Annotated in this window: 18 protein-coding genes and 1 tRNA gene; 10 read left to right on the top strand and 9 right to left on the bottom strand. The window is 48.0% G+C overall.

Annotated features, from left to right (window positions below; all coding sequences use genetic code 11):
• The first annotated feature begins 6 nt into the window (after positions 1–6).
• Positions 7–861: a hypothetical protein gene (locus ABD836_RS01890; RefSeq protein ID WP_344932056.1), complete on the top strand. Its 855-nt coding sequence runs from the start codon at positions 7–9 to the stop codon at positions 859–861.
• 11 nt (positions 862–872) lie between these two features.
• Here the strand turns inward: ABD836_RS01890 and ABD836_RS01885 are convergent, their stop codons facing one another.
• Entirely contained in the window at positions 873–1,889 is a 1,017-nt protein-coding gene (locus ABD836_RS01885) for a tyrosine-type recombinase/integrase (RefSeq protein WP_344932055.1), read from the bottom strand.
• A gap of 525 nt (positions 1,890–2,414) precedes the next feature.
• On the opposite strand from ABD836_RS01885, the gene ABD836_RS01880 reads away from it, so the two are divergent.
• The 5 genes from ABD836_RS01880 to ABD836_RS01860 all read left to right on the top strand — a co-directional run bounded on the left by ABD836_RS01880 (position 2,415) and on the right by ABD836_RS01860 (position 7,153).
• Positions 2,415–3,161 carry an HNH endonuclease gene (locus ABD836_RS01880; RefSeq protein WP_344932054.1) on the top strand — a complete coding sequence of 249 codons (747 nt, stop codon included), beginning with the start codon at positions 2,415–2,417 and terminating at the stop codon, positions 3,159–3,161.
• On the top strand, positions 3,158–4,351 hold the full coding sequence (locus tag ABD836_RS01875; RefSeq protein ID WP_344932053.1) for a tyrosine-type recombinase/integrase: 1,194 nt from the start codon (positions 3,158–3,160) through the stop codon (positions 4,349–4,351). Before ABD836_RS01880 ends, ABD836_RS01875 begins: the two co-directional genes overlap by 4 nt.
• Positions 4,348–5,133, top strand: coding sequence for a hypothetical protein (locus tag ABD836_RS01870; RefSeq protein WP_344932052.1), 786 nt, complete (start codon positions 4,348–4,350; stop codon positions 5,131–5,133). The genes ABD836_RS01875 and ABD836_RS01870 overlap by 4 nt, the downstream gene beginning before the upstream one ends.
• A gap of 104 nt (positions 5,134–5,237) precedes the next feature.
• Positions 5,238–5,447, top strand: a complete 210-nt coding sequence (locus tag ABD836_RS01865) for a helix-turn-helix domain-containing protein (RefSeq protein WP_344932051.1) — start codon at positions 5,238–5,240, stop codon at positions 5,445–5,447.
• Positions 5,444–7,153: a replication endonuclease gene (locus ABD836_RS01860; RefSeq protein WP_344932050.1), complete on the top strand. Its 1,710-nt coding sequence runs from the start codon at positions 5,444–5,446 to the stop codon at positions 7,151–7,153. Before ABD836_RS01865 ends, ABD836_RS01860 begins: the two co-directional genes overlap by 4 nt.
• Positions 7,154–7,313: 160 nt before the next feature.
• On the opposite strand, the gene ABD836_RS01855 is transcribed toward ABD836_RS01860, so the two are convergent.
• From ABD836_RS01855 to ABD836_RS01835, 5 genes are all read right to left on the bottom strand, one after another.
• The gene (locus ABD836_RS01855; protein WP_344932049.1) at positions 7,314–8,009 is read right to left on the bottom strand and encodes an HIRAN domain-containing protein; all 696 of its coding nucleotides are present in this window, start codon (positions 8,007–8,009) and stop codon (positions 7,314–7,316) included.
• On the bottom strand, positions 8,006–8,932 hold the full coding sequence (locus ABD836_RS01850; protein WP_344932048.1) for a HipA domain-containing protein: 927 nt from the start codon (positions 8,930–8,932) through the stop codon (positions 8,006–8,008). The genes ABD836_RS01855 and ABD836_RS01850 overlap by 4 nt, the downstream gene beginning before the upstream one ends.
• Before the next feature lie 135 nt (positions 8,933–9,067).
• Positions 9,068–9,154, bottom strand: a tRNA-Leu gene (locus ABD836_RS01845).
• Positions 9,155–9,295: 141 nt separating this feature from the next.
• A complete protein-coding gene (locus ABD836_RS01840; RefSeq protein ID WP_344932047.1) occupies positions 9,296–11,659 on the bottom strand; it encodes a CFI-box-CTERM domain-containing protein in 2,364 nt (787 codons plus the stop codon).
• Positions 11,646–12,071, bottom strand: a complete 426-nt coding sequence (locus tag ABD836_RS01835; protein WP_344932046.1) for a hypothetical protein — start codon at positions 12,069–12,071, stop codon at positions 11,646–11,648. The genes ABD836_RS01840 and ABD836_RS01835 overlap by 14 nt, the downstream gene beginning before the upstream one ends.
• A gap of 233 nt (positions 12,072–12,304) precedes the next feature.
• Here ABD836_RS01835 and ABD836_RS01830 point away from each other — a divergent pair, with 233 nt between their 5' ends.
• From ABD836_RS01830 to arsB, 3 genes are read left to right on the top strand one after another with little or no spacing between them, the layout of a single operon-like run.
• Positions 12,305–12,634 carry a metalloregulator ArsR/SmtB family transcription factor gene (locus ABD836_RS01830; RefSeq protein WP_344932045.1) on the top strand — a complete coding sequence of 110 codons (330 nt, stop codon included), beginning with the start codon at positions 12,305–12,307 and terminating at the stop codon, positions 12,632–12,634.
• 40 nt (positions 12,635–12,674) lie between these two features.
• Positions 12,675–13,157 (top strand): arsenate reductase ArsC, encoded by a 483-nt coding sequence (locus tag ABD836_RS01825; RefSeq protein ID WP_344932044.1) that lies wholly within the window; start codon positions 12,675–12,677, stop codon positions 13,155–13,157.
• 35 nt (positions 13,158–13,192) lie between these two features.
• Positions 13,193–14,197, top strand: coding sequence for an ACR3 family arsenite efflux transporter (gene arsB, locus ABD836_RS01820; protein WP_344932043.1), 1,005 nt, complete (start codon positions 13,193–13,195; stop codon positions 14,195–14,197).
• A gap of 77 nt (positions 14,198–14,274) precedes the next feature.
• Here the strand turns inward: arsB and ABD836_RS01815 are convergent, their stop codons facing one another.
• The 3 genes from ABD836_RS01815 to ABD836_RS01805 form a co-directional block, all read right to left on the bottom strand.
• Positions 14,275–14,631, bottom strand: coding sequence for a YibL family ribosome-associated protein (locus ABD836_RS01815; protein WP_344932042.1), 357 nt, complete (start codon positions 14,629–14,631; stop codon positions 14,275–14,277).
• A gap of 196 nt (positions 14,632–14,827) precedes the next feature.
• Positions 14,828–17,947, bottom strand: coding sequence for an efflux RND transporter permease subunit (locus tag ABD836_RS01810; RefSeq protein WP_344932041.1), 3,120 nt, complete (start codon positions 17,945–17,947; stop codon positions 14,828–14,830).
• A 6-nt stretch (positions 17,948–17,953) separates the two neighbouring features.
• On the bottom strand, positions 17,954–19,021 hold the full coding sequence (locus ABD836_RS01805) for an efflux RND transporter periplasmic adaptor subunit (protein WP_344932040.1): 1,068 nt from the start codon (positions 19,019–19,021) through the stop codon (positions 17,954–17,956).
• Between the two features lie 114 nt (positions 19,022–19,135).
• Between ABD836_RS01805 and ABD836_RS01800 the strand changes: the two genes are divergently transcribed.
• A complete protein-coding gene (locus ABD836_RS01800) occupies positions 19,136–19,747 on the top strand; it encodes a TetR/AcrR family transcriptional regulator (protein ID WP_344932039.1) in 612 nt (203 codons plus the stop codon).
• Positions 19,748–19,752 lie beyond the last annotated feature (5 nt).

The raw sequence follows: 19,752 nt of genomic DNA, 5'->3' as shown, positions 1-19,752 counted from the left end.
TAGTTAATGGCAGAGATCACCACAGAGCGTTCAGAAAAGCAGCGATTCCAGCATGATGGAATAAGTTCAAAAATTGCTAAAATCGAAAGCATTTTTTTGGACTCAAATATTGGAATCAATAACTCGCATAAACTACTTGGGTTGTTACGAAATGCGAAAGATCTTGCTTTAGCTTGGGCCAAAAGTGACGTTGAAAACACAGACATGAATAAGTTGTTTTGTGCGCTGCATGTAGAAAGAATTTATCAAGGCGTTCAGTCGTTAGAATTTGAAGACAATAAAGAAAAGTATCTAAAAGATCTCCTAAATGGAACCCTTGATTTTTTTGAAAGGAGAGACTCGCACGCCAAAAATATACTCTGGGAGCTAGAAGTCTTTAGAAAAATAAAGAAAGTCATACCAGAAACATATTTAGAAGAGCCTGATATAGTCGCGAACATTAATCAGTGTCGCATAGCTATACCTTGTAAAAAAACGTATTCAGAAAATGGAGTTCCGAAAGCACTATCTAAAGCTGTGTCTCAAATTGAGAATGACCATGAGTTTGGTATTGTAGCCATGAATATCGACGACCTTATTCCTGAGGCCGTACTGTTGAGAGCCAGAACGTTCAAAGAAGCAGGCGATAAATTGCACAATATTAATATGAATTTCTTGGCGCGACACGAGCACCATTTTTTAAAGTACCTGTCTAAAAGCCGGATTTTAGCCGTTATAGCTTCTACGTCTATGGTCACTGATATAGCCGATGAATCTCCGCAGTTTAATAATTTTAGCCAGTGGGCAATCTGGACTATTCCAGGTTTAAAGACAGAGCATCAAAACGCCCTAAATTATTTTCGTAGCAAGGTAATCGGTTAGTATTCTATAAATCAGCCAAGTTTGTGAGCAAACTGATCCGCTTGCTTTTCATAATAGGTGTTGAGCTCCCCTAGGTCTTTATGTCCAACCTGTCGAGCAAGCTCGAAAGGGTTTAGTAGTTCAGCAAGCCGAGTGATCCCCTCATGGCGGGTATCATGGAAGACCAAATCATAAATGCCAGCATTTTTCCTTGCTATTTGAAACCTAGAGCTAACATCAATCGACGAAGCGCCAAGCCAGTCAGCCCCATCAGTTTTGCAAACCTCTAATAATCTGACAGCTTCAGAAGATAAACCGATAACCTTTTTTCTTCTTTCTTTTGTTCGAATTGCTGACAACCGAATAACTCTCTCAGAAATGCATACTTCACTGTGATTAAGGTACTTTATTTCACTTTGCCGCATAGCGGTTTCAATCGCCAATAAAAACATCGCTGCAATTTTGTGATCATTGCATGACGGTTTAGATTTTCTATCCCAATCACCTAAGCAAAAAACCATACTGTCAATTTCATCAACTGATATTGCTCGCTCACGCCTCTCCGGTTCTTTAGGCCAGCTAAGACCTTTAAAGGGTGATTCTTCAACTATGCCCCATTCAACGGCCTTAGAAAAAACATTACAAAGTAAGTTTTTCTCACGTAAAACTGTGGAGGGCTTAACTACTTTGAGCCTTTCATCACGCCAGCTCGCAATATCCTCTTTTCTGACGCCCGATACATTCACCCCTTGTGCTACTAAATCGGCAATAGACGGGTGATTGTAAGCAAAATACTGCAAGCGTTTGCCTTCGGTGTTTCTACCACCCTTGTGTATGCTGACGGTCTGGGCATACCTATCAAACAAATCAGGGATCAATGTTTGTTTATGAAGGTTTTTCTTACCTCCTGAACTCACTATTTCAGTTTCACGTTTTGCTGCCCATTCTTGAGCTTCACGCTTAGAGTCGAATGTGCCTGAATCTCTGATACCAAGTTTTCTTACTTGAGCTCTCCAACAACCTGCTGCTGTCTTCTGGATACTTGCCATTTAATATCTCCGACCGCGTCATTCATGGGGCAAAATTGCGTCATTTGGTGCGATTTTGTAATGATATGAACTGATAGTATGAGACGAAAAGCGATCTGTCAAAAATACAGAAACCACATACAGCCAATGCAACTTATTGATTTTTAATAGGTTGATGCCGTCATGTGACGCAATGTGACGAGAAAAGAAATGTACGAGAAATAGTACTTGGTGCCCGGGGCCGGACTTGAACCGGCACGACATTGCTGTCGGGAGATTTTAAGTTATTTACAGGATTCTTGGACAGATTTAGACGCAGCCACATTTAACAATAATAATCAGACACTTAAGCAACATTCCCCAACTTTCCTCTTAGACGGCTATTGACCAAACTAGCCATTTTTTGCCATTATCCGTCTACATTGCGTCTACATATTTGTGGCCGGGAGATTATAGGGCGATTTTTACGGGTTTTTTAGGCCGTTTTTACACCCCTTGTCTACACACGGAGCAGTTAATTTTTCTATACACGGACGGGAGATTTTTATGGGCGACCCATTACCACGCAACCCAGCATGGAAGCGCGAAGAATTAATACTCGCACTCGAACTGTATTTTAACGCCCCCGGCGCTGTCGGCAACAATGTTCACCCCGACGTTATCACCTTAAGCGACACCCTTAACTCCCTCCCCATTCACCCCACTGTAGAAGGTCGCGCTACCACATTCCGCAACCCCAACGGCGTCGGCCTTAAGCTCGCCAACTTCCGCGCCATTGACCCTAAAGCTGCTGGCGCCGGTATGAGTTCAGCCAGCAAGCTCGACAAAATGGTTTTCGAAGAATTTTCAGACGATTTATCCCGTTTACGTAAAACCGCCAAAAGTATTCGAGAGTTGTCGGTTGAAGTGCCTCGGCGCGCCGCTGAAGAGGCCCTAGACATAGACGAGCAAGACGGTCAGAACGAAGGCGGTATCATTGAGCGCGTTCACCGCACCCGCGAGCGCAACAGTAAGCTGATCAAACAAAAAAAGCAGGCCGTATTAAAACGCACTGGCACCCTACTCTGCGAGGTATGCGATTTTGATTTCCACGCAGTATATGGCGATATCGGCAAAGAGTTTGCGGAATGCCACCACAAAAAGCCTGTATCCGAGATGACCAAAGGTGAAAAAACCCGGCTCGACGATCTCGCTATCGTATGCAGTAATTGCCACCGCATGATTCACCGATACCGCCCCTGGAAAGCCATCAGCGAATTACGCGCATTGATCTTGGAGCGAAAAACATCATGACCCGACTGAGTAAATCGTTCATCGACAAGCTCCCGCTTCCGGTATCGACAGACGGTAAAACCAAGCAAGCCTTTTATCGGGACAGCGCCCTACCCGGTTTCGGCCTACGGGTAACCAGTGGCGGCGCCAAATCCTTTATTGTCGAGAAGCGCATTAGTGGCCGCGTAAAGAGGCTAACGATTGGTAAATATGGCCCGCTGACACCAGAGAAAGCGCGAGGTAAAGCCATTGAGTTATTGGGCGACATTACCGTCGGCAAAGACCCCGTTGCCGAGAAACGGGCCGATTCAAGCCGAAAGGTCACCTTGCAAGAAGCCTTTGAAAGCTACCAAAAAAGCCGCAAGGACTTAAAGCCAGGCACCATCAAGAACTACGAGAAATGTGTCGATGGCTGCCTCGCTGACTGGAAAAACCGCCCTCTTACCGCTATCAGCAAAGATATGGTCGAGGCCAGGCACTACGAGATTGGTCAACGTGCCCCCGCAAGGGCCAACAACACCATGCGAGTGCTGCGCGCCATTTTTAACCACTCAATGGAAAAATACGAAGATGGCCAAGGCGAGCCGATTATTCGCACAAACCCGGTAGATAGGCTCCGACGAAATCGAGCCTGGTATCGCGTAGAACGGCGTACCGGCGTTATCAAACAGCACCAATTAAAGGCATGGAATGATGCCGTCGAGCAACTGACTTTAGAAGTTACGCGAGACTTCTTACTCTTCCTGCTATTTACCGGGCTTCGTAAAATGGAAGCCGCTAAATTGCGCTGGCAAGAAGTGGATTTAATCGACCGAACATTTACCATTCCCGACACAAAGAACCGAGAAAAGCATGTTTTGCCGCTGCCTAACTATCTGTTTGAATTACTGACCAAACGAAAGGATGCAGCTAAAAAAGACGAAGTGTGGGTTTTTCCAAGCCCCCAACACGACACTCATTTTAAGGAGCCTCGGCACGCTATTAAGCAGGTCACCGAGCTTTCGGGGGTTACGTTTACACTCCACGACCTAAGACGAACCTTCATAACAATTGCTGAGAGCCTTGATATTCCGGCTTACGCTCTTAAACGATTGCTGAATCACCGAAACCCAAATGACGTTACCGCAGGCTATATAGTGGCTGACGTTCAGCGGCTTAGAAACCCTATGGACAAAATTGCGGCCCGTATACAGGAATTGATGACGCCATGAACAATGAAGGTTTGTTTTCAAATTTTGATTTAATGACTGGTGAGCTTCCAATTACCGGCGGCAGGATAGTGAGGGAGGCTGCGACACTCGCACGTTCGATAATCACTCATTTATCAAGTGAAAAGATTGCTGAAACCATTGCCCACCTTGAAAAAACTGCGGCCGACCCAAACATCCAAGCCATTGCTGAAAATATGCGTAAAGAGATACCCCGTCCAGGCGAATTTGTAGGAAAAGCAACAGCAACTGCTGTTAACTACTCGGACAACTACATGCCTGAATTTGAAAAAAATGAATCCGCAAGCCAGCTATTTGGAAACGTCATCAAGGGCGGGGTCGAAAAATATCCGGAATTCGTCTCAATCATTCTACTTTGCAGTATTGGTGAGCTAGCACGAAAAGAGCAACGAATTTTATCTAAAGATATCAATACTGCCTATCAAGAAATCGCCGAATTATTAGACAACGATTTATATATGATAAACCATGCCTACAGCATGCTTATGTTCAATCAGATGGGTTTCAAATACAGCAAACAAGTAGCTGGAATTCAAAAAGGAGCGTCAAAAGGCGGAGAGTCACGGTCGGGTCGCTTTTCAGATATAAAGGATTGGGTGCTTACAAACTGGGCTACCCATTACAAAGACACTGAAATCAGCTACGCGGCGGCGGCCAGAAAGCTATATAAAATAATCCCTCCAGACCTGCTGCTTGATGATGAAGGCAATGAACTACTTACAAACCCTCCGGTTAAGTTCGCAGATTGGATTAGGAAAAAATAAACAATTGCTAATGATTATGCCTAGGCACGATCGCACAGTGCCAAGCCATCAATAATCATACCTCCGCACACTACCTCCAACACCTACTTGTGCTGGAGGCTCCAATGAAAACGAATCTATTCACGACCAAACAGGCCGCCCAATTTCTGGGCGTAAGCGCTTCATTTCTTGAGAAAGACCGCTGGCGTGGCTCTCGTATTCCTTTTGTACGTATCGGCTCCCGTGCAATTAGATACCGAGAGAATGATCTTGAACATTTCCTAGATAGCCAGACGTTCGGCTCTACCTCGGAATACCGTGGAGCTGCCAAATGACGAACGAGGTAAGAACTCGAAGCACCCGTGCACCTATCGATCGGATTTCTCATTTCGGCACCCCTCAGTGCCATTTGTGGCGGAGTAAGATCTTCGCTCGTCACCCTTGGTTTTCTAGTGCGCTCGCCGATGAATATGAACGAATTGCGTTAGCTGGTGGGTATGTCGATGCCAATCGCTGGCTGGTGCACTTAGAAAAGGAGCTGAAACTCGGGAGAACTGGTCTATTCGTTGACTGCCACGACGAAGACATAAAGCAGTATTGCGAGGTAAAAACGAAAAGCCTCTTTGGCCTGACTGCAAATCTAGCTCAAGCCTACGGCCCCGATAGTTATAAAAAGGTAATTCGGGACGTTGCTGCTAAATTCGAGCTAATCGGGGTCGCATTCCCGTTAAACCTAAGCCGTGATTTCAGTAAAGAAAAGGCAGTATCAGCGCTTGCGCGCATTACCGACCCCATATGGCTCCGGCGTAAGTTACGGGTCAAGGCTGCTCGCCAACTTGAGAATATTTGCAGAAAGCTGGGTATGGTTTCTAAAACCAAAGCGCCCTACGTTTCCGACTATACCCTTCGTCGCCGAACAGAACAGCGACATAGAAACCGCAAGCTAATGGAACGGCTCGAGGCCGAAAATCTCGACACAGGGTTTAAAGCAAGTCTCGCAGACATGGTCGACAGTTCAGTATCAAACCCGCGAAATAGACGAAATGAATTTATGACCCGCGTTCGTGGCGCTGAGGACTGCGCAACCGCACTTGGCTTTAAAGCAGCATTTCTTACACTTACATGTCCAAGTGCTTATCATGCAGTGAAACACTCAGGACAAAAAAACCCAAATTTTGCCGGTTACTCACCGATAGAAGCGCAATCCTATCTCAATAGTGTCTGGGCGAAGACTCGGGCGAAGTGGCACCGCAACGATATTATGTGTTTCGGTTTTAGGATTGCTGAACCGCATCATGATGGCACCCCTCACTGGCATCTCTTGCTGTTTTTTGCGCCAGACGTACTGGATAAGGCAATCGAGATCTTTCGTAATTACGCCATGGAAGTCGCCCCTGACGAACCCGGAGCTAGTAAGTATCGATTTGATTACGAATTGATTGATCCGAGTAAAGGCAGCGCGACTGGCTATATAGCTAAATACGTCTCGAAAAATATCGACGGTGCGGGAATGGAGTCAGAATCAGACTTTGAAGTAGACAATAAAGCACTCGAAAGTATACAACGAGTCGAGGCGTGGGCCAGTACTTGGGGAATTCGTCAATTTCAGCAGATAGGAAGCACATCCGTTACTGTCTGGCGCGAATTGCGCCGACTCCGAGATCCACTTGAAGGCGCCAGCCTCAAGGATCTGGAGGAGCTACGTTCAGCATGTGACGCAGGCGACTGGGCGAGATTTATCGACCTAATGGGCGGCCCTTTGGTAAAACGCTCCGAGATGCCCGTTCGCGCCCTTCATGTCACTCCTGACAATAACGATGAATCTGAAAACAAATACGGCGAAATTACCAAGCGTCTGCAAGGCGTGATAATGCGCGGTGGTTGCCGGGTAATCACAAGAATTCACGAATGGAGAATACAGCTAGCTGACCGCGATGAGGTGGTGGCTCAATTCGATCAACGCGAGTTCTACAAAACGCCATACGAGCCTGATGTAATTTTTGACCGATTTTCGCCAAATAGTGGCAGGGACTATAAATGAACAACTCACCCCACCGGAGATCCTCAGAGCGCTTGGATTCGAAGAATCCATTCGCACTGAGGATCAGTCAGGTTTTAAAATGCTTTTCCTTGGAGTTCTGTCAATAACTGTACGGTACTAGCGAGTTATTCTACCGCTACAACTTATCGATGATAGTGCGTTAGAACACAGACAACATTACGAAGATTAGCGGCCTCTCCTGTGTCCCATTCAGCCGGGCTATACGACAGGATACACTTACTCCGTTAGCGATTAGTGCTCTCAAAGCTCGGCAATGAAGGCGATTAATGTAGCCTATTTTCATATTTCCATTCATTACTGCTATGGCATTTGAATCATATTGATTATCGTCCTCCCTAAAGAGATTCACCCTGTCACCGACACTTAGCTTGCCGGCCTCTTCTGTAGAAATATTATATCGAGTTCCTGCAACCTCAACGAGATAATTAAAAGGCAGTGCAACATTCCCCAAATCCGGTATTAGATCAAAGCCGTCGCTAGGCAACCTGATGCCCGTATATGAAATTAGCTCAAAAGCGTCTTCATAAGAACCTGGAGCAACCATGTGGGCCGCAAGAAATCGCGAGAAATCACCTCGTGATGCTGGCGGCAGACGTTTAGCAAAACTCGACAATACATCAATGTTATAAGATCGATCAGCAATCTTAAATGCCGGATATCCTGAAAACCCATGATCTTTAGCGTCAATAAAATCTTGAGTATTAAGTGCATATTCAAACGTATAGCCAGACTCTGAACGTCGCAGATAACCTACAAGATAACGGCTGGCCGCCTCGCGTATTGGCCGCCAAGTTAAAAGAAGCGTGTTGACTTTTAAATTACTCTGAGTATTCATCTATTAATAGTGTTCAGTAACAGCATATGCCGTGCAACTAATATACGCCCCATCCAGTCATATCGTTCTCTGGTGAAGCTCTGTTCGCATTTAATATCTATCAAAGTACTAATTTCACGAAGCATTAAAGGCAAATCGACAGATTCGACTTTACTTAGCATGTAATCATTCAGCCCCCAAGGCAGCTTATTAGCAATTAAATGCACTAAACTGAAGTGATTTATTCGCTTACTATCAGCTTTTCTTGTAAACCTGAGGTGATTATCGCCTTTAAGTAAATATTTATATAATCTATCAATATCCCACCCAGCCACTCGGTCTGTAAACCTTTCATGCCCTAAACTAGTACCATTATCAAACAAAGGGCTAAGGACTATGATGTCGCCCTCTTTATAAATAGCGCCCCAGTTTTCTTGATGCCTGTCAGTATTACCAATTAAACAATCAAAAATAGCAACATCTGCCAACCAACTCTTGTAATCCGTATCTAGCGAGTAATTTATGGCAAAGCTTCGCAGTATAAGTATCAAATCTCGGATATTGTGCTGCCGCCCAGTTTTATCATCAAAATTCGGAATTAGCTTTTTAAAAAATGGCTCTCCAGAAATATACCTATCTGAATTAACGTCATAGAACCACTCGATCAGCGCTCCCTCCCGGCGTACTCCATCAACAATTTTAAAGGCAGGCAGCGTACGGGGAACCCATACCCCGAGGTGCGTGGAGACTATATACGCTACCACTTCAGTCCAATACTGATCAGGATATCGAGCAATAGATTCTTTAAATAAATATGGCCAGCTAGATCGCAAGGGTGCCTCAACAGACTCCGGAGCCCAGACCATCTCTTTATCTCTGGCTCCGACTGGAAAGACACCAGCACTTTCATCTAAAGGCCAATTTGAGACGTCAACCAATTCCATGTAAGCAAGCCTACTTAAGTCGCCATTAATAACATCACTATATCGTCGGCAGGCTGAAGCGTCTACATTGCGTCTACACGAAAATTATCAACGAACAAACGAAATCGAAAGCAGATCATAACTAGTTGATTTTATTGGTGCCCGGGGCCGGACTTGAACCGGCACGACATTGCTGTCGGGAGATTTTAAGTCTCCTGTGTCTACCGATTTCACCACCCGGGCTAAGGGGTTCCGACGTAAGAGCCGGTAATGATGCAAAAGCTTATGAACAACAGCTTTTGGGTAGCGCTAGTGCTTTAAAAGCGTTCGCAGTCTACTGATATGATTGAAAAAAATCAACGGCTTAGAAGCTTTAATTGCTAGCTAATTAGCGATTACTGTCTCACGCGCCCGGCGATGGGCGCGATAGCGTATAGAGACCAGTAGTGCAGCCATTAACGCTGACAAGGTCCATAGCGGGTATTTTAGCCCATAGACTAAAGGGCTAAGCCCCGCTCGCGTAAGGAACCGCAGAGAGCTTGAACCCGCAATGGCGTCGGCGATCGGTGGTGAATAGTGATAATAACTTGCCACGATACGGCGCCCCCAACTATAAGGCAGTAATACGGTGTCACGAAAATCGCGCAATACTTTTACGTCTGGTGCGAGATAGCTGCCGTATGCAGCCGTTGCAATAAAACAGGCTCCCCCGCCACCACCACCGCTAGACGTCGGTGTCGGTGTCGGTGTTGGAGTTGGAGTTGGAGTCGGTATTGGAGTCGGCGTTGGAGTTACGCCAACAGCTGTAGATACGGCGTTTGCTGCCGCCACTGCATTCAATAAGCCGTCGCCGCTAACCTCGTCGTAACCACTGTTCGCCCGACGGCCGTTCACATCGGTGGCAGTACTTTGAACCGCGCTGTTTAGCTGCGCTGGGGTAACACTGGGGTATGCCTGCCTAAGAATCGCAAAAACCGCTGCGGCGTTAGGTGCGGCCGCCGAGGTGCCATAAAAATTAGGGAAGCTATCAATCTCGCCATCTTCCTGCGCAACATTGTTGTAGCTGCCTAAAAAGGTATTGTTATTGCCGTCTATTGCCGCAAAAGTGGGTGCCGCGCGATTTTCCACGCGGTAGTCGCCATTAGAGTCAAATTGCAACGTCGTTACGCCGCCAAGAGAGGTAAACGGCTCGGGGTCTATACCTAAAGTATCGTAGCCTTCTGGTCTAAACTCTGACGACTCCCACCATGGCACTGCGGCAACCGACGCCACATTGGCAGCCATTGAGTGACCCCAAATAGCAACACCGTTGTATGGGTACTCTAGGTTGCTTGGGCTACCCCCAGTGATCAGTAGCCGGAATTCTAGCGGCACACCGCTGCGCTGAGGTATATCGTCTTGGCTGCCGTCAAAATGCTCTACAGCAATGTAAAACGTTTCTGGGTTGGCACCGGTTTTTAATTCAACAAATTCATAGGCATCGCCATTTGGATTTCCTGTCGTGCCCTGCCGATTTGTACTGGCGTCGACAAAGCTCAGACTTGCGGCATTAAGCGCCAAAACATTAGCGGCAGTTGTCGCATATAAATCCAGATCTATTTGCGCGCCGTTATTGGCATTTACGCTTTCGTTAGGCTGATTCCAGTTAAGTACCACATAGACTAAGGAGTCCGCCTCGAGAGTAATTGCAAGAAACCGGTCAGTCGCATTGGAACTCCAGTTATGAAGATCATTGCCAGAGGGATACAGCTGGGTTCCCGCTTCATCTATGCCGCTATTCGAATCCTTATACACAAATCGATAGGCCTGATCAGCATCGTTCCCAGCGGCGGTCAGATAGGGAATACCTGCCGCCACACAGCGGCTTGCCGCGAGTGCCGGCAAATCGTCCTGATAAACGCTCTCGCTAATAAATAGTATGTCATCGACAACAATATCAGCCTGTCCGGCGCTGCAGAGCTTGTCGATTGCCGCCGCCATTTCGACACGGCTATTACCCGCTGCGTGAAAGAGGAAATCCACGCCAGGCGCAACATCATAGGCCAACTCCGCCATTGCCGCGCCTTCGTCGGTACCGCCCTCGACGTTATCACGCAGTAAGCGGACAGCGGCCGGCAAATCACCACTGTCTTGAGAGACACTGCCCTGTAAATTACCGGTAGCATTCAGCGCGGGAGTCGTGTTGTTATCACGCATTGCACTGGTCTGGGCAAAGCTGTCTGAAACAATGCCGATGGTTTGACCGCTGCCGTCAGCGCCAAGGCTAGTGCGAATATTATCGCTACGCATCGCCCGTCCGGCGCGGCTAGTTACTGAACCAGCCCGCAGTATCGACGGCGTTCGCAAGTTAAGTGAGCGGATATTGCTCAGTTCAGCCAACGCAATCAGGGCACTGCGAGAAGTCGTTTTAACCGACGCGTATTTGCCATCATCACTTAAAAATTGTAATTCAATGCCCTGCTCAGCTAAGAATTCCCTAAAACCATCGGCATCATTTAGGTGTACTTCCACTATCTCGCTCTGCACGAGACCGCTGCTAACACCACGACGCAAACTTAACCCTGTATCGCCAAGGGTCGGTGACTGGGGCTCCGAATTGATAGCACTTCGCAAGCGACTGTCCATTTTAGCGAGCGCGGGGGATTGCTGAGCAAATTGTTGTTTAATATTTGCTTCTGCCCACAGAGTCTCACTAAAAAGGCTTAGCCCACAGACTGCTAATACCGCCCAGCCCTTATTTACGCTCATTATATGCCTTCATTGTTAATTCTCGCTTGGGCCCGCCCACACTCGCCGACACCGCACTAATACCTTCTATTCCGGCTAATTGCTGCAGCTGGACTTGGGTTTTAACCCAAAGTCTCAAGCGTTGATTAACGGGATTTAGGTAGTCTAATGTATAGCCTGCATTTTTAATATTTGCGACCATTGTGTCGACATCTTTTGACCAATAGCGAATATCAACCAACAAACCACGCTCTGGGTCGATGTGGATTGCTAGGCCTTCTGCGGTTATACGCCAAAGCGACTCATCTAGATTTACAATCGTGTCTAGCGGGGCTTGCAAAATCACTTCTTGAAGAATGACAGCATCGCGATCCTCGCGCTGGCGGTCGGCCTCTTGGCTAGTACACGCAAATAACAAGCCGCCCACAGCCATGATAATTAAGCATAGGTCTACGATGGCGATAAAATACTTTTTAAATGTCAGAAATTACCCTCCTATCGGTAGTGCATCCCCCATCCTAGAGGTGCAATACCCGCAAGCTTAACGCTAATAACAACTGTTAGAAGTAAGGGATTTACACAAGCGTAGTTACTCGACTGCTCGCTTGACAGTGGCCCATAACATATACGAAAATCCGCATATGTTATCCAACGATTTGCATAACCATGTCACCAACACAATTCTTTAAATGCTTAGCCGAAGACACCCGGCTTAAAACACTGCTATTGCTAGCCCGGCATCCGGAGCTTTGCGTGTGTGACCTCACCCTGGCGCTTAATATGAGCCAACCCAAGGTTTCTCGGCACCTGGCCGAACTAAAAAAACATGGCCTCGTAAGCGATGAGCGGCGCGGAAAATGGATTTACTACCGACTAAGCGCCGAACTCCAAGAATGGCAAACAACGATCATTAGCCAAACGCTGCTTAAGCATTCGGAGTTTGTCCATACAGAAAATCAAACGCTTGCCCAGCCCAGCGACGAGCGCTGCTGTTAACAAACCTAGATAACCCAACCCATTTAAGGACAAATAGGCCATGACCACACCGTTTAAAATTTTGTACATCTGCACCCACAACCGCTGCCGCAGTATTTTATGCGAGGCCATTAGCAACGCCATGGGGGAAGGCAAACTCGATGCCCGCAGCGCTGGCAGCCAGCCTAGTGGTGAGGTTCATCCGCTTAGCCTGAAATATTTAACAGAGATCGGCGTCGCAACCGGCACACTGCAAAGCCAATCTTGGGATGACCACGAGGATTTTGCGCCAGATTTAGTGGTGACCGTATGCGACAGCGCCGCGAATGAATCATGCCCCTTATGGCTGGGTAGCGCCCAAAAGGTGCATTGGGGTCTAGCAGACCCCTCTAAACTAAGCGGCAGCGATGACGAGATCCGTGAGGCCTTTTATGCCTGTATTGCCGAAATCAAAAAACGCACCTCAGCACTGTTAGCTCTAGACTTGGGTGCACTTCCACTAAATGAACGATACAGCGCACTACGTGAACTTGGCGCGCAGTAATCGCGGGTCACCAATAGCTTCACCCGGAGTATGAAATGGGATTATTTGAACGGTATTTAAGTGTGTGGGTTGCCCTGAGCATTGTCGCTGGGGTGCTATTGGGCCAAGGGTTTCCGGCCCTATTCAGCATGGTGGCCAGTTTAGAAATTGCGCACGTTAATCTGGTGGTAGCCGCGCTGATCTGGGTAATGATTTACCCAATGATGATTCATGTCGATTTCAGCGCCATGAAAGATGTCGGTAAAAAACCCAAAGGCTTGGCACTGACCTTAATCGTTAACTGGCTGATCAAACCCTTTTCAATGGCATTCATTGCCTGGTTGTTCTTTGATGTACTGTTTGCGCGCTGGGTCGACCCTCAGTCGGCCAGTGAGTACATTGCCGGTATGATTTTACTCGGCGTTGCGCCCTGCACTGCCATGGTGTTTGTTTGGAGCCAACTCTGTAATGGCGATGCCAATTACACTCTTGCGCAGGTCTCCATTAACGATATTATTATGGTGTTTGCGTTTGCGCCGCTTTGTGCCTTGCTGCTTGGCGTGAACAGCATTGTGGTGCCATGGCAAACCTTGTTGCTATCGGTGTTCTTGTACGTGCTAATTCCCCTAAGCGCCGGCTATCTTACTCGTAAAATACTTGGCAGCAATGGGGTTACTGCACTCGGTAGAACGCTCAAGCCTTGGTCAATTATCGGTTTATTAACCACCATTGTGTTGCTGTTTGGTTTTCAGGCAGAGGTTATTCTGTCTAAGCCCCATATTATTGTGCTGATTGCGATTCCGCTGCTAATTCAAACTTATGGCATTTTTGCCCTGAGTTTTGTTGCAGCCAAACGCCTGCGCCTGCCTTTTAATATCGCCGCACCGGCGTGCATGATCGCCACATCGAACTTTTTTGAGTTGGCAGTGGCAGTGGCCATTTCACTTTTTGGTTTAAATTCTGGAGCCGCGCTTGCCACCGTGGTTGGGGTTTTGGTGGAAGTGCCGGTGATGCTATCACTGGTCTATATCGCGAATCGCAATCAGCATCGATTTATTTGAGGCAGATATAGTGATGCTGTTGCATTCTTTATGTGAGACGGGAAATTCAAAAGCTGGTTTTCGTCCGTCTCGCACTCTTAGAATTTAACTGGCGCGTAAGCCGTAACTTCAGTAAGTCCCATTTCCTTACCTAGCGCGGTCAAAGGGTGTACAACAACCAAGCCCCTGACCGATTTTTTAAACTTACCCATATCGGCTTGCTCGGCCTTGCTTAGAGCGCGACTAAAACCCAATGCTTTAAGGTCTTCCGCCTTACCGGCGTTTTGTGCACCGCGCATACCCTTAATACTGGCAGCTTTGCGACTAAGCGTGCTTAGCTCTTTCTTAAACTGCAGTACCGATTTCTGATCATCGCGCAGTTTTGCAGCTTCTAATTTGCGGCGGTATAAATCAATTTTATTATTCAGTAGCTGGATATCTTTGTTCAAATTCATGGCGTAAACCTCACTCCGGGCCGGCATTCACGGACCTCAACGTCGACCGGCATTGCGGCTGACTTAATGGGCGGCAGTATAGCAAGAAGTCGAGGCGATGATTCAACCATGCAGCCGAGTTCACGAAAATTACCCTATATAAAATCTGACGTTAGCAGCACAGCCGTATTTACTTAAGCCATACTGCAATAACTCATTAGACTAAATCAGTTGCGGGGTTTTGCTTGGCATGGGTCTCGGATACCGGTTCTTCGTCAGCAGTTTGTTTAGGCAGGTATTTCAAAAAGAACGGTCTACGCAGCACCAAAAACGCAGCGGGAACAAAAACCAGGGACAAAATGGTGGTTAATACCGTGCCGCCTGCCAACACAATGGCAAAAGGTGGCCAAAATCCCCCACCGGCAAAGATCAAGGGAACCAAACCCGCCACCGTGGTTATGGTTGTAGAGCTGATATGCTTGGTACAGACAGCCACTGTTTCGACAATTTCCGCCCGATTACCTGACATAGCCAATGGCGAGGCCTTCAACTCAGTTAATATGACAATTGCCGCGTTAACCGCCAAGCCCATTAAACCCATTAAGCCAACAATGGCCGTAAAGCCAAAGGGAAATTGCCACATCCACAAGCTCAACATGCCCATGCCAGCCGATTGAATAGCAACTAGAAATACGAGCGCTGATAAACGGAATGAATCGAAGGCCATCAATACGGTAACAACCAACAGAACCACAATAATACCGACACTGCCCAATAGCTGGCCAACGGCATTATTACGTTCTTCCGCTTCGCCGCCAATTTCAAGCTTAAAGCCCTCGGGGACCACAAAATTATCGGCAGTTAATTTATCTCGAATCCTTTGTAACACCACAGCGGGTAGCACGCCATTACGGATAAATACGCCGACACTATTCATACGCTGGCCGTCGCGCCGCGATATTTTCGCTAGCGCCGGTCGCAAATCAACATCGGCAATTGCCGACAAGGGGCGCTGTCCTGTTGGCAGATTCAATGGAAATGACATCAGCATATCCACACTCAACTGCTTAACTTGCGCACCGGACACCCGCACCGGAATTTGCTCAGTGCGATCAAGTAAACTGCTACTCACCACGCCATCGACGCTGGCAGCTAAAAGCTGTGACAAGTCTTTTAAGCCGACTTTGCTTCGCTGAGCTTCACTCTCATCAATATCCAGCCAGATCTTAGGCACGGCCTCACCAAGGGAGTCGCGCACCTGGGTAACATCTTCCGTTTCCAAAGCAATACGGCGTAATTGATCACCTAAATCTTTTAGCTGTGCCAAATTACTGCCATATAAACGCAGCTCAACCGGTGCGTTTGATGGCGGCCCTTGCACTAGGCGCTGAATTATAACTTGGTATTCGGGGAATGCCGCGTCCAACTCCAGCTGCAACTCGCCCACTAGGCGATTAGCCGCCTCAAAATCCACCATCGTGATCATCGCTTGTGCGTAATTCGATGAACCGTCGCGATTGTCTGTTAAGTTGTAGTAAAAGGAGGGACCATTCCGACCCACAATCCAGTTTAATGCCACAACCTCAGGGTGTTGATTAATGACATCACTAATCTGCTCGGTGGCTTCCAATGTGCGGTGAATACTGGTGCCCGCGGGCAGGAAAATTTCAAAATTAATCATGTCCCGGTCAGACGGCGGGAAAAACTGCTCAGGCAGAGTTTGAATTAAAAAGAAACCACTCAGGGGTAAAATCGACGCAATGACAATGACTCGGCGCGGCCGCATTAACACCCACGATAACAAGTTTCTGAAATGCCGATCCAGATTCGGGTGGCTTACGCCACTGCGCTGGTCTTTGCCCAACCAACGACCCGCTATAGGCGCAATTATAAACAGCGAAATTAACCACGAACCTGCCAAGGAGAAAATAACCGCTCGCGCTAATGGACCAATAAACTCACCCGCTGGGCCGGGCATTAATACTATCGGCATAAAGGTTAAAATAGTAGTTAAAGTCGAGCCGAGCAATGGCACCCAAAGGTGTTTTAGGGCCTTGGTTGATGCTGCGATCGCCGAATACCCTTCGCGGCGGTTCCGCATTACGATATCAACCACAACGATAGCGTTATCGACCATGATTCCCAATGCGACAATAAGACCCGTCACCGACATCTGGTGAATTGGCAAATCAAAAGACCGCATGCACGCCAGCGAAAACAACATAGTGAGCGGCAGCGACACCGCTACGATCACCGCCGAGCGCCAGCCCAAGGTGTACAACAGAATAATAAAAATGAAAAAGAAACCCAAAAAGATATTGTTTAACAAATCGCTGAGTCGGACGCCGTTATAGCGCTCTTGAACAAACAACTCCTGTACACCAATTTCTTCGGGTAGGGTTTTCTTAAAGGCTTCTACTTCTTGTTGCAAACGCGAGGTCCACTGATCGCCCCGGCGATCTGGAAGCATGCGTGATGCCACCGCGACACCGCGATCGCCATCAATAATCGTGTAAGCGCTTGGCGAATCTGGTTCACCACGCTCGATGCTTGCGATATCTTGCAACTGCAATGAGCCGCCAGTGGCAAGTGTTAACAGCGGCGTGCGCTTAATACGTTCAAGTTCATCAAACCCACCTTCTAATTCCAGCGACAAACGCTGCCGCGCATTACTCAACTCACCCGCTGCCGTTTTAGCATCGCTATTATTCAGTAAACCGGCAATTTGCGGGACATCTAAGCCAACGGCCGCGGCCTTAACCACATCCACCTTCACCTTCACTTCTTCGTCTGGTGCACCGTAGAGCTGAACGATATCGGTACCCGCCAAACTCCGCAGGCGGCTGGCTAATTCCGCCGCGTAGCGGCCCAGCGTTAGCGCGTTTATCTCGCCCTCGCCTTGCCAAACCAGCGCCCCAATCCAGGTAAATGCGTGACCACGCTCTGAGTCGACAACAGGCGCAGATGCCCCGGCGGGCAGCAAATGCCGAGCTTGATCAATTTTGTCGCGGATTTCCGCCCAGAGAACAACGTTTTCGTCGCCATAGATATTGTCGTTTAACTGCACCACCATCACCGAAACACCGGAGCTGGAGTGGGAGGTAACGTGAACAACCTCAGGAATACGACGAACCACATTTTCGAGGGGTTCTGAGATCAGTGTCTCGACCCGTTCGGCACTGGCACCCGGAAACGTAGTAATCACCATGGCATGGCGATTCGTCATATGAGGGTCTTCCATGCGCGGCAAACTGGCGATTGCCGCAAGTCCCGCCACCACAATCAAGGCAAATGCCAAAGCGACCATGCGTGGGTTATTCAGTAGTTTTTGGCTCATCGTCGTTTACTCCTGAGCCAAGCTCACATGTAATTCAGGCGCGAGACGATGCATCCCACCGCTCACAACCTTATCACCACTGTGAAGTTCACCGCGTAAGTAAACCTGCCCCTCATATTGATACACCACTTGCACCGAGCGTTTTTTTAATACAAAGCTATCGTCTTTAGCGCCTACCAGCTGGTAAACCGCCCAGGTGCCGCGGACGTCTTCAAGCAGTGCCTGTAAAGGCAACCAAAAACCCTTCACTTCGCGGGTCTCCGGGAGTAATAGATACGCAGTATTGCCGTCAACAACCGGCGCTTCTGCGGGTATTGCAACCCGAACAGCGCGGGTTTGAGTACGCCAATCCAGGTTCTGCGCTACGGAAATAAGGTTTACTTGCCAATCGCCAAAGTCGCCGAACATTTTTAGGGGCTGGCCAACCACCAAATTACGGCCCAACTGTTCAGAAACACCAAAAACGGCTTCACTGCGACTGGTTTGCACTATTTGCATCAAAGGCTGACCTGCGGCAACCAAGACCCCTGCCTCTAACTGCATCCCCGCAATTTCGCCGGAAAATGGGGCCAGCAATTGGGATTTTTGCAAGCGCAGTGCCACCCCATTGAGTTTGGATTCGACTTGCGTTAACTGCGCGGCGGTGGCTTGTTGGTTAGAGCGAAGGGTTTCTAGCTGCCCCTCAGAGACATAGGACTTTTCACGCAATGCTTGTAGACGCACCAAATCTTTATCGATTTGAGCCAAACGCGCGCTAACTTCAACTTGCGCAGCCTTCAGTTCCGCGCGCTCAATTTTTAGCGCTCGCAGGTCCAAGCTGGCCAGCAATTGGCCCGCTTCTACGTGTTCACCGTCGTCAACATTGACCGTTAGCACTTGGCCTGCGAGCTCGAAACCGATTTCAGCGCGCTGCCCACCAATAACCCGCCCAGCAAAAAGGCGTTGCGCTTGGTAGGAAGATTGCTCTTCTACGGTGATGTGGCTGACTGGGAGTAAGGTGTTTTCCGCCTGCGCCAACATTGGTAGAAAATTTGCTAAACATATCAGGGTCGCGGCTTTATAAAAGCGGTTCATAGCCAAAATTCTCTACTCAGTGTTGAATGGCACAAATATAGATAAATCATACTGGACTGTCCAGTCTATTTTGTTTAAATTAGCATTACAAAAAAGCAATAACGGACGCATAAAGTGCAAGAAAAACGCGGGCGCTCAAAAAGCGAAGAAAAACGACAGCTGATCATTCAGGCCGCTGGCGAACTATTTGTCGAGCATGGCTTTGAAAAAGTCAGTATGGAGGGTATTGCCAAGTTTGCAGGGGTTTCCAAGCAGACGGTCTACAGTCATTTTGGCAATAAACAGCAATTATTTACTGCTGCGATCGAGGCAAAATGTGACGAGTACACGTTAGTGCCGGAAGAGCAGAGCCGCACAATGGACTGCGAAACCTATCTAACGAGCTTTTGCACCGACCTCTGCTCACTCCTCGCCAGCCCTGAAGCCATTGGCATTCTTAAAGCCTGCATCCGCGAAGACAGCAACACCGAGATCGGCGAGCTGTTTTGGGCAGCTGGCCCAAGCAAAATTACTCAGCGCCTAAGCAGTTATTTGCACGAACAAAGCCAACGTGGCAATTTGAAATTCGACAACATCGAGTTTGCTACCAGTCAGCTCATTGCCATGATTCACAGCGAAGCGCAGTTTCGCAGCCTGCTATGCGCTGGCGACGCTAAACCTAACAATGAACTCGCCGACTATGCACGGAGCTGTGTGCAGGTATTTTTAAAAGCGCATAAGCCCTAATACAA

This window comes from Zhongshania borealis (genome assembly GCF_039539625.1).
In the GTDB taxonomy this organism is placed as follows: Bacteria; Pseudomonadota; Gammaproteobacteria; order Pseudomonadales; family Spongiibacteraceae; genus Spongiibacter; species Spongiibacter borealis.
Note: the sequence above shows the minus strand (reverse complement) of the source record. Positions and strands in the feature narration are given on the sequence as shown.

Bases quoted from the DNA above. Each gene is read 5' to 3' on its own strand.
- ABD836_RS01890 (WP_344932056.1), top strand. From the start codon at position 7: ATGGCAGAGATCACCACAGAGCGTTCAGAAAAGCAGCGATTCCAGCAT.
- ABD836_RS01885 (WP_344932055.1), bottom strand. From the start codon at position 1,889: ATGGCAAGTATCCAGAAGACAGCAGCAGGTTGTTGGAGAGCTCAAGTA.
- ABD836_RS01880 (WP_344932054.1), top strand. From the start codon at position 2,415: ATGGGCGACCCATTACCACGCAACCCAGCATGGAAGCGCGAAGAATTA.
- ABD836_RS01875 (WP_344932053.1), top strand. From the start codon at position 3,158: ATGACCCGACTGAGTAAATCGTTCATCGACAAGCTCCCGCTTCCGGTA.
- ABD836_RS01870 (WP_344932052.1), top strand. From the start codon at position 4,348: ATGAACAATGAAGGTTTGTTTTCAAATTTTGATTTAATGACTGGTGAG.
- ABD836_RS01865 (WP_344932051.1), top strand. From the start codon at position 5,238: ATGAAAACGAATCTATTCACGACCAAACAGGCCGCCCAATTTCTGGGC.
- ABD836_RS01860 (WP_344932050.1), top strand. From the start codon at position 5,444: ATGACGAACGAGGTAAGAACTCGAAGCACCCGTGCACCTATCGATCGG.
- ABD836_RS01855 (WP_344932049.1), bottom strand. From the start codon at position 8,009: ATGAATACTCAGAGTAATTTAAAAGTCAACACGCTTCTTTTAACTTGG.
- ABD836_RS01850 (WP_344932048.1), bottom strand. From the start codon at position 8,932: ATGGAATTGGTTGACGTCTCAAATTGGCCTTTAGATGAAAGTGCTGGT.
- ABD836_RS01840 (WP_344932047.1), bottom strand. From the start codon at position 11,659: ATGAGCGTAAATAAGGGCTGGGCGGTATTAGCAGTCTGTGGGCTAAGC.
- ABD836_RS01835 (WP_344932046.1), bottom strand. From the start codon at position 12,071: ATGGCTGTGGGCGGCTTGTTATTTGCGTGTACTAGCCAAGAGGCCGAC.
- ABD836_RS01830 (WP_344932045.1), top strand. From the start codon at position 12,305: ATGTCACCAACACAATTCTTTAAATGCTTAGCCGAAGACACCCGGCTT.
- ABD836_RS01825 (WP_344932044.1), top strand. From the start codon at position 12,675: ATGACCACACCGTTTAAAATTTTGTACATCTGCACCCACAACCGCTGC.
- arsB (WP_344932043.1), top strand. From the start codon at position 13,193: ATGGGATTATTTGAACGGTATTTAAGTGTGTGGGTTGCCCTGAGCATT.
- ABD836_RS01815 (WP_344932042.1), bottom strand. From the start codon at position 14,631: ATGAATTTGAACAAAGATATCCAGCTACTGAATAATAAAATTGATTTA.
- ABD836_RS01810 (WP_344932041.1), bottom strand. From the start codon at position 17,947: ATGAGCCAAAAACTACTGAATAACCCACGCATGGTCGCTTTGGCATTT.
- ABD836_RS01805 (WP_344932040.1), bottom strand. From the start codon at position 19,021: ATGAACCGCTTTTATAAAGCCGCGACCCTGATATGTTTAGCAAATTTT.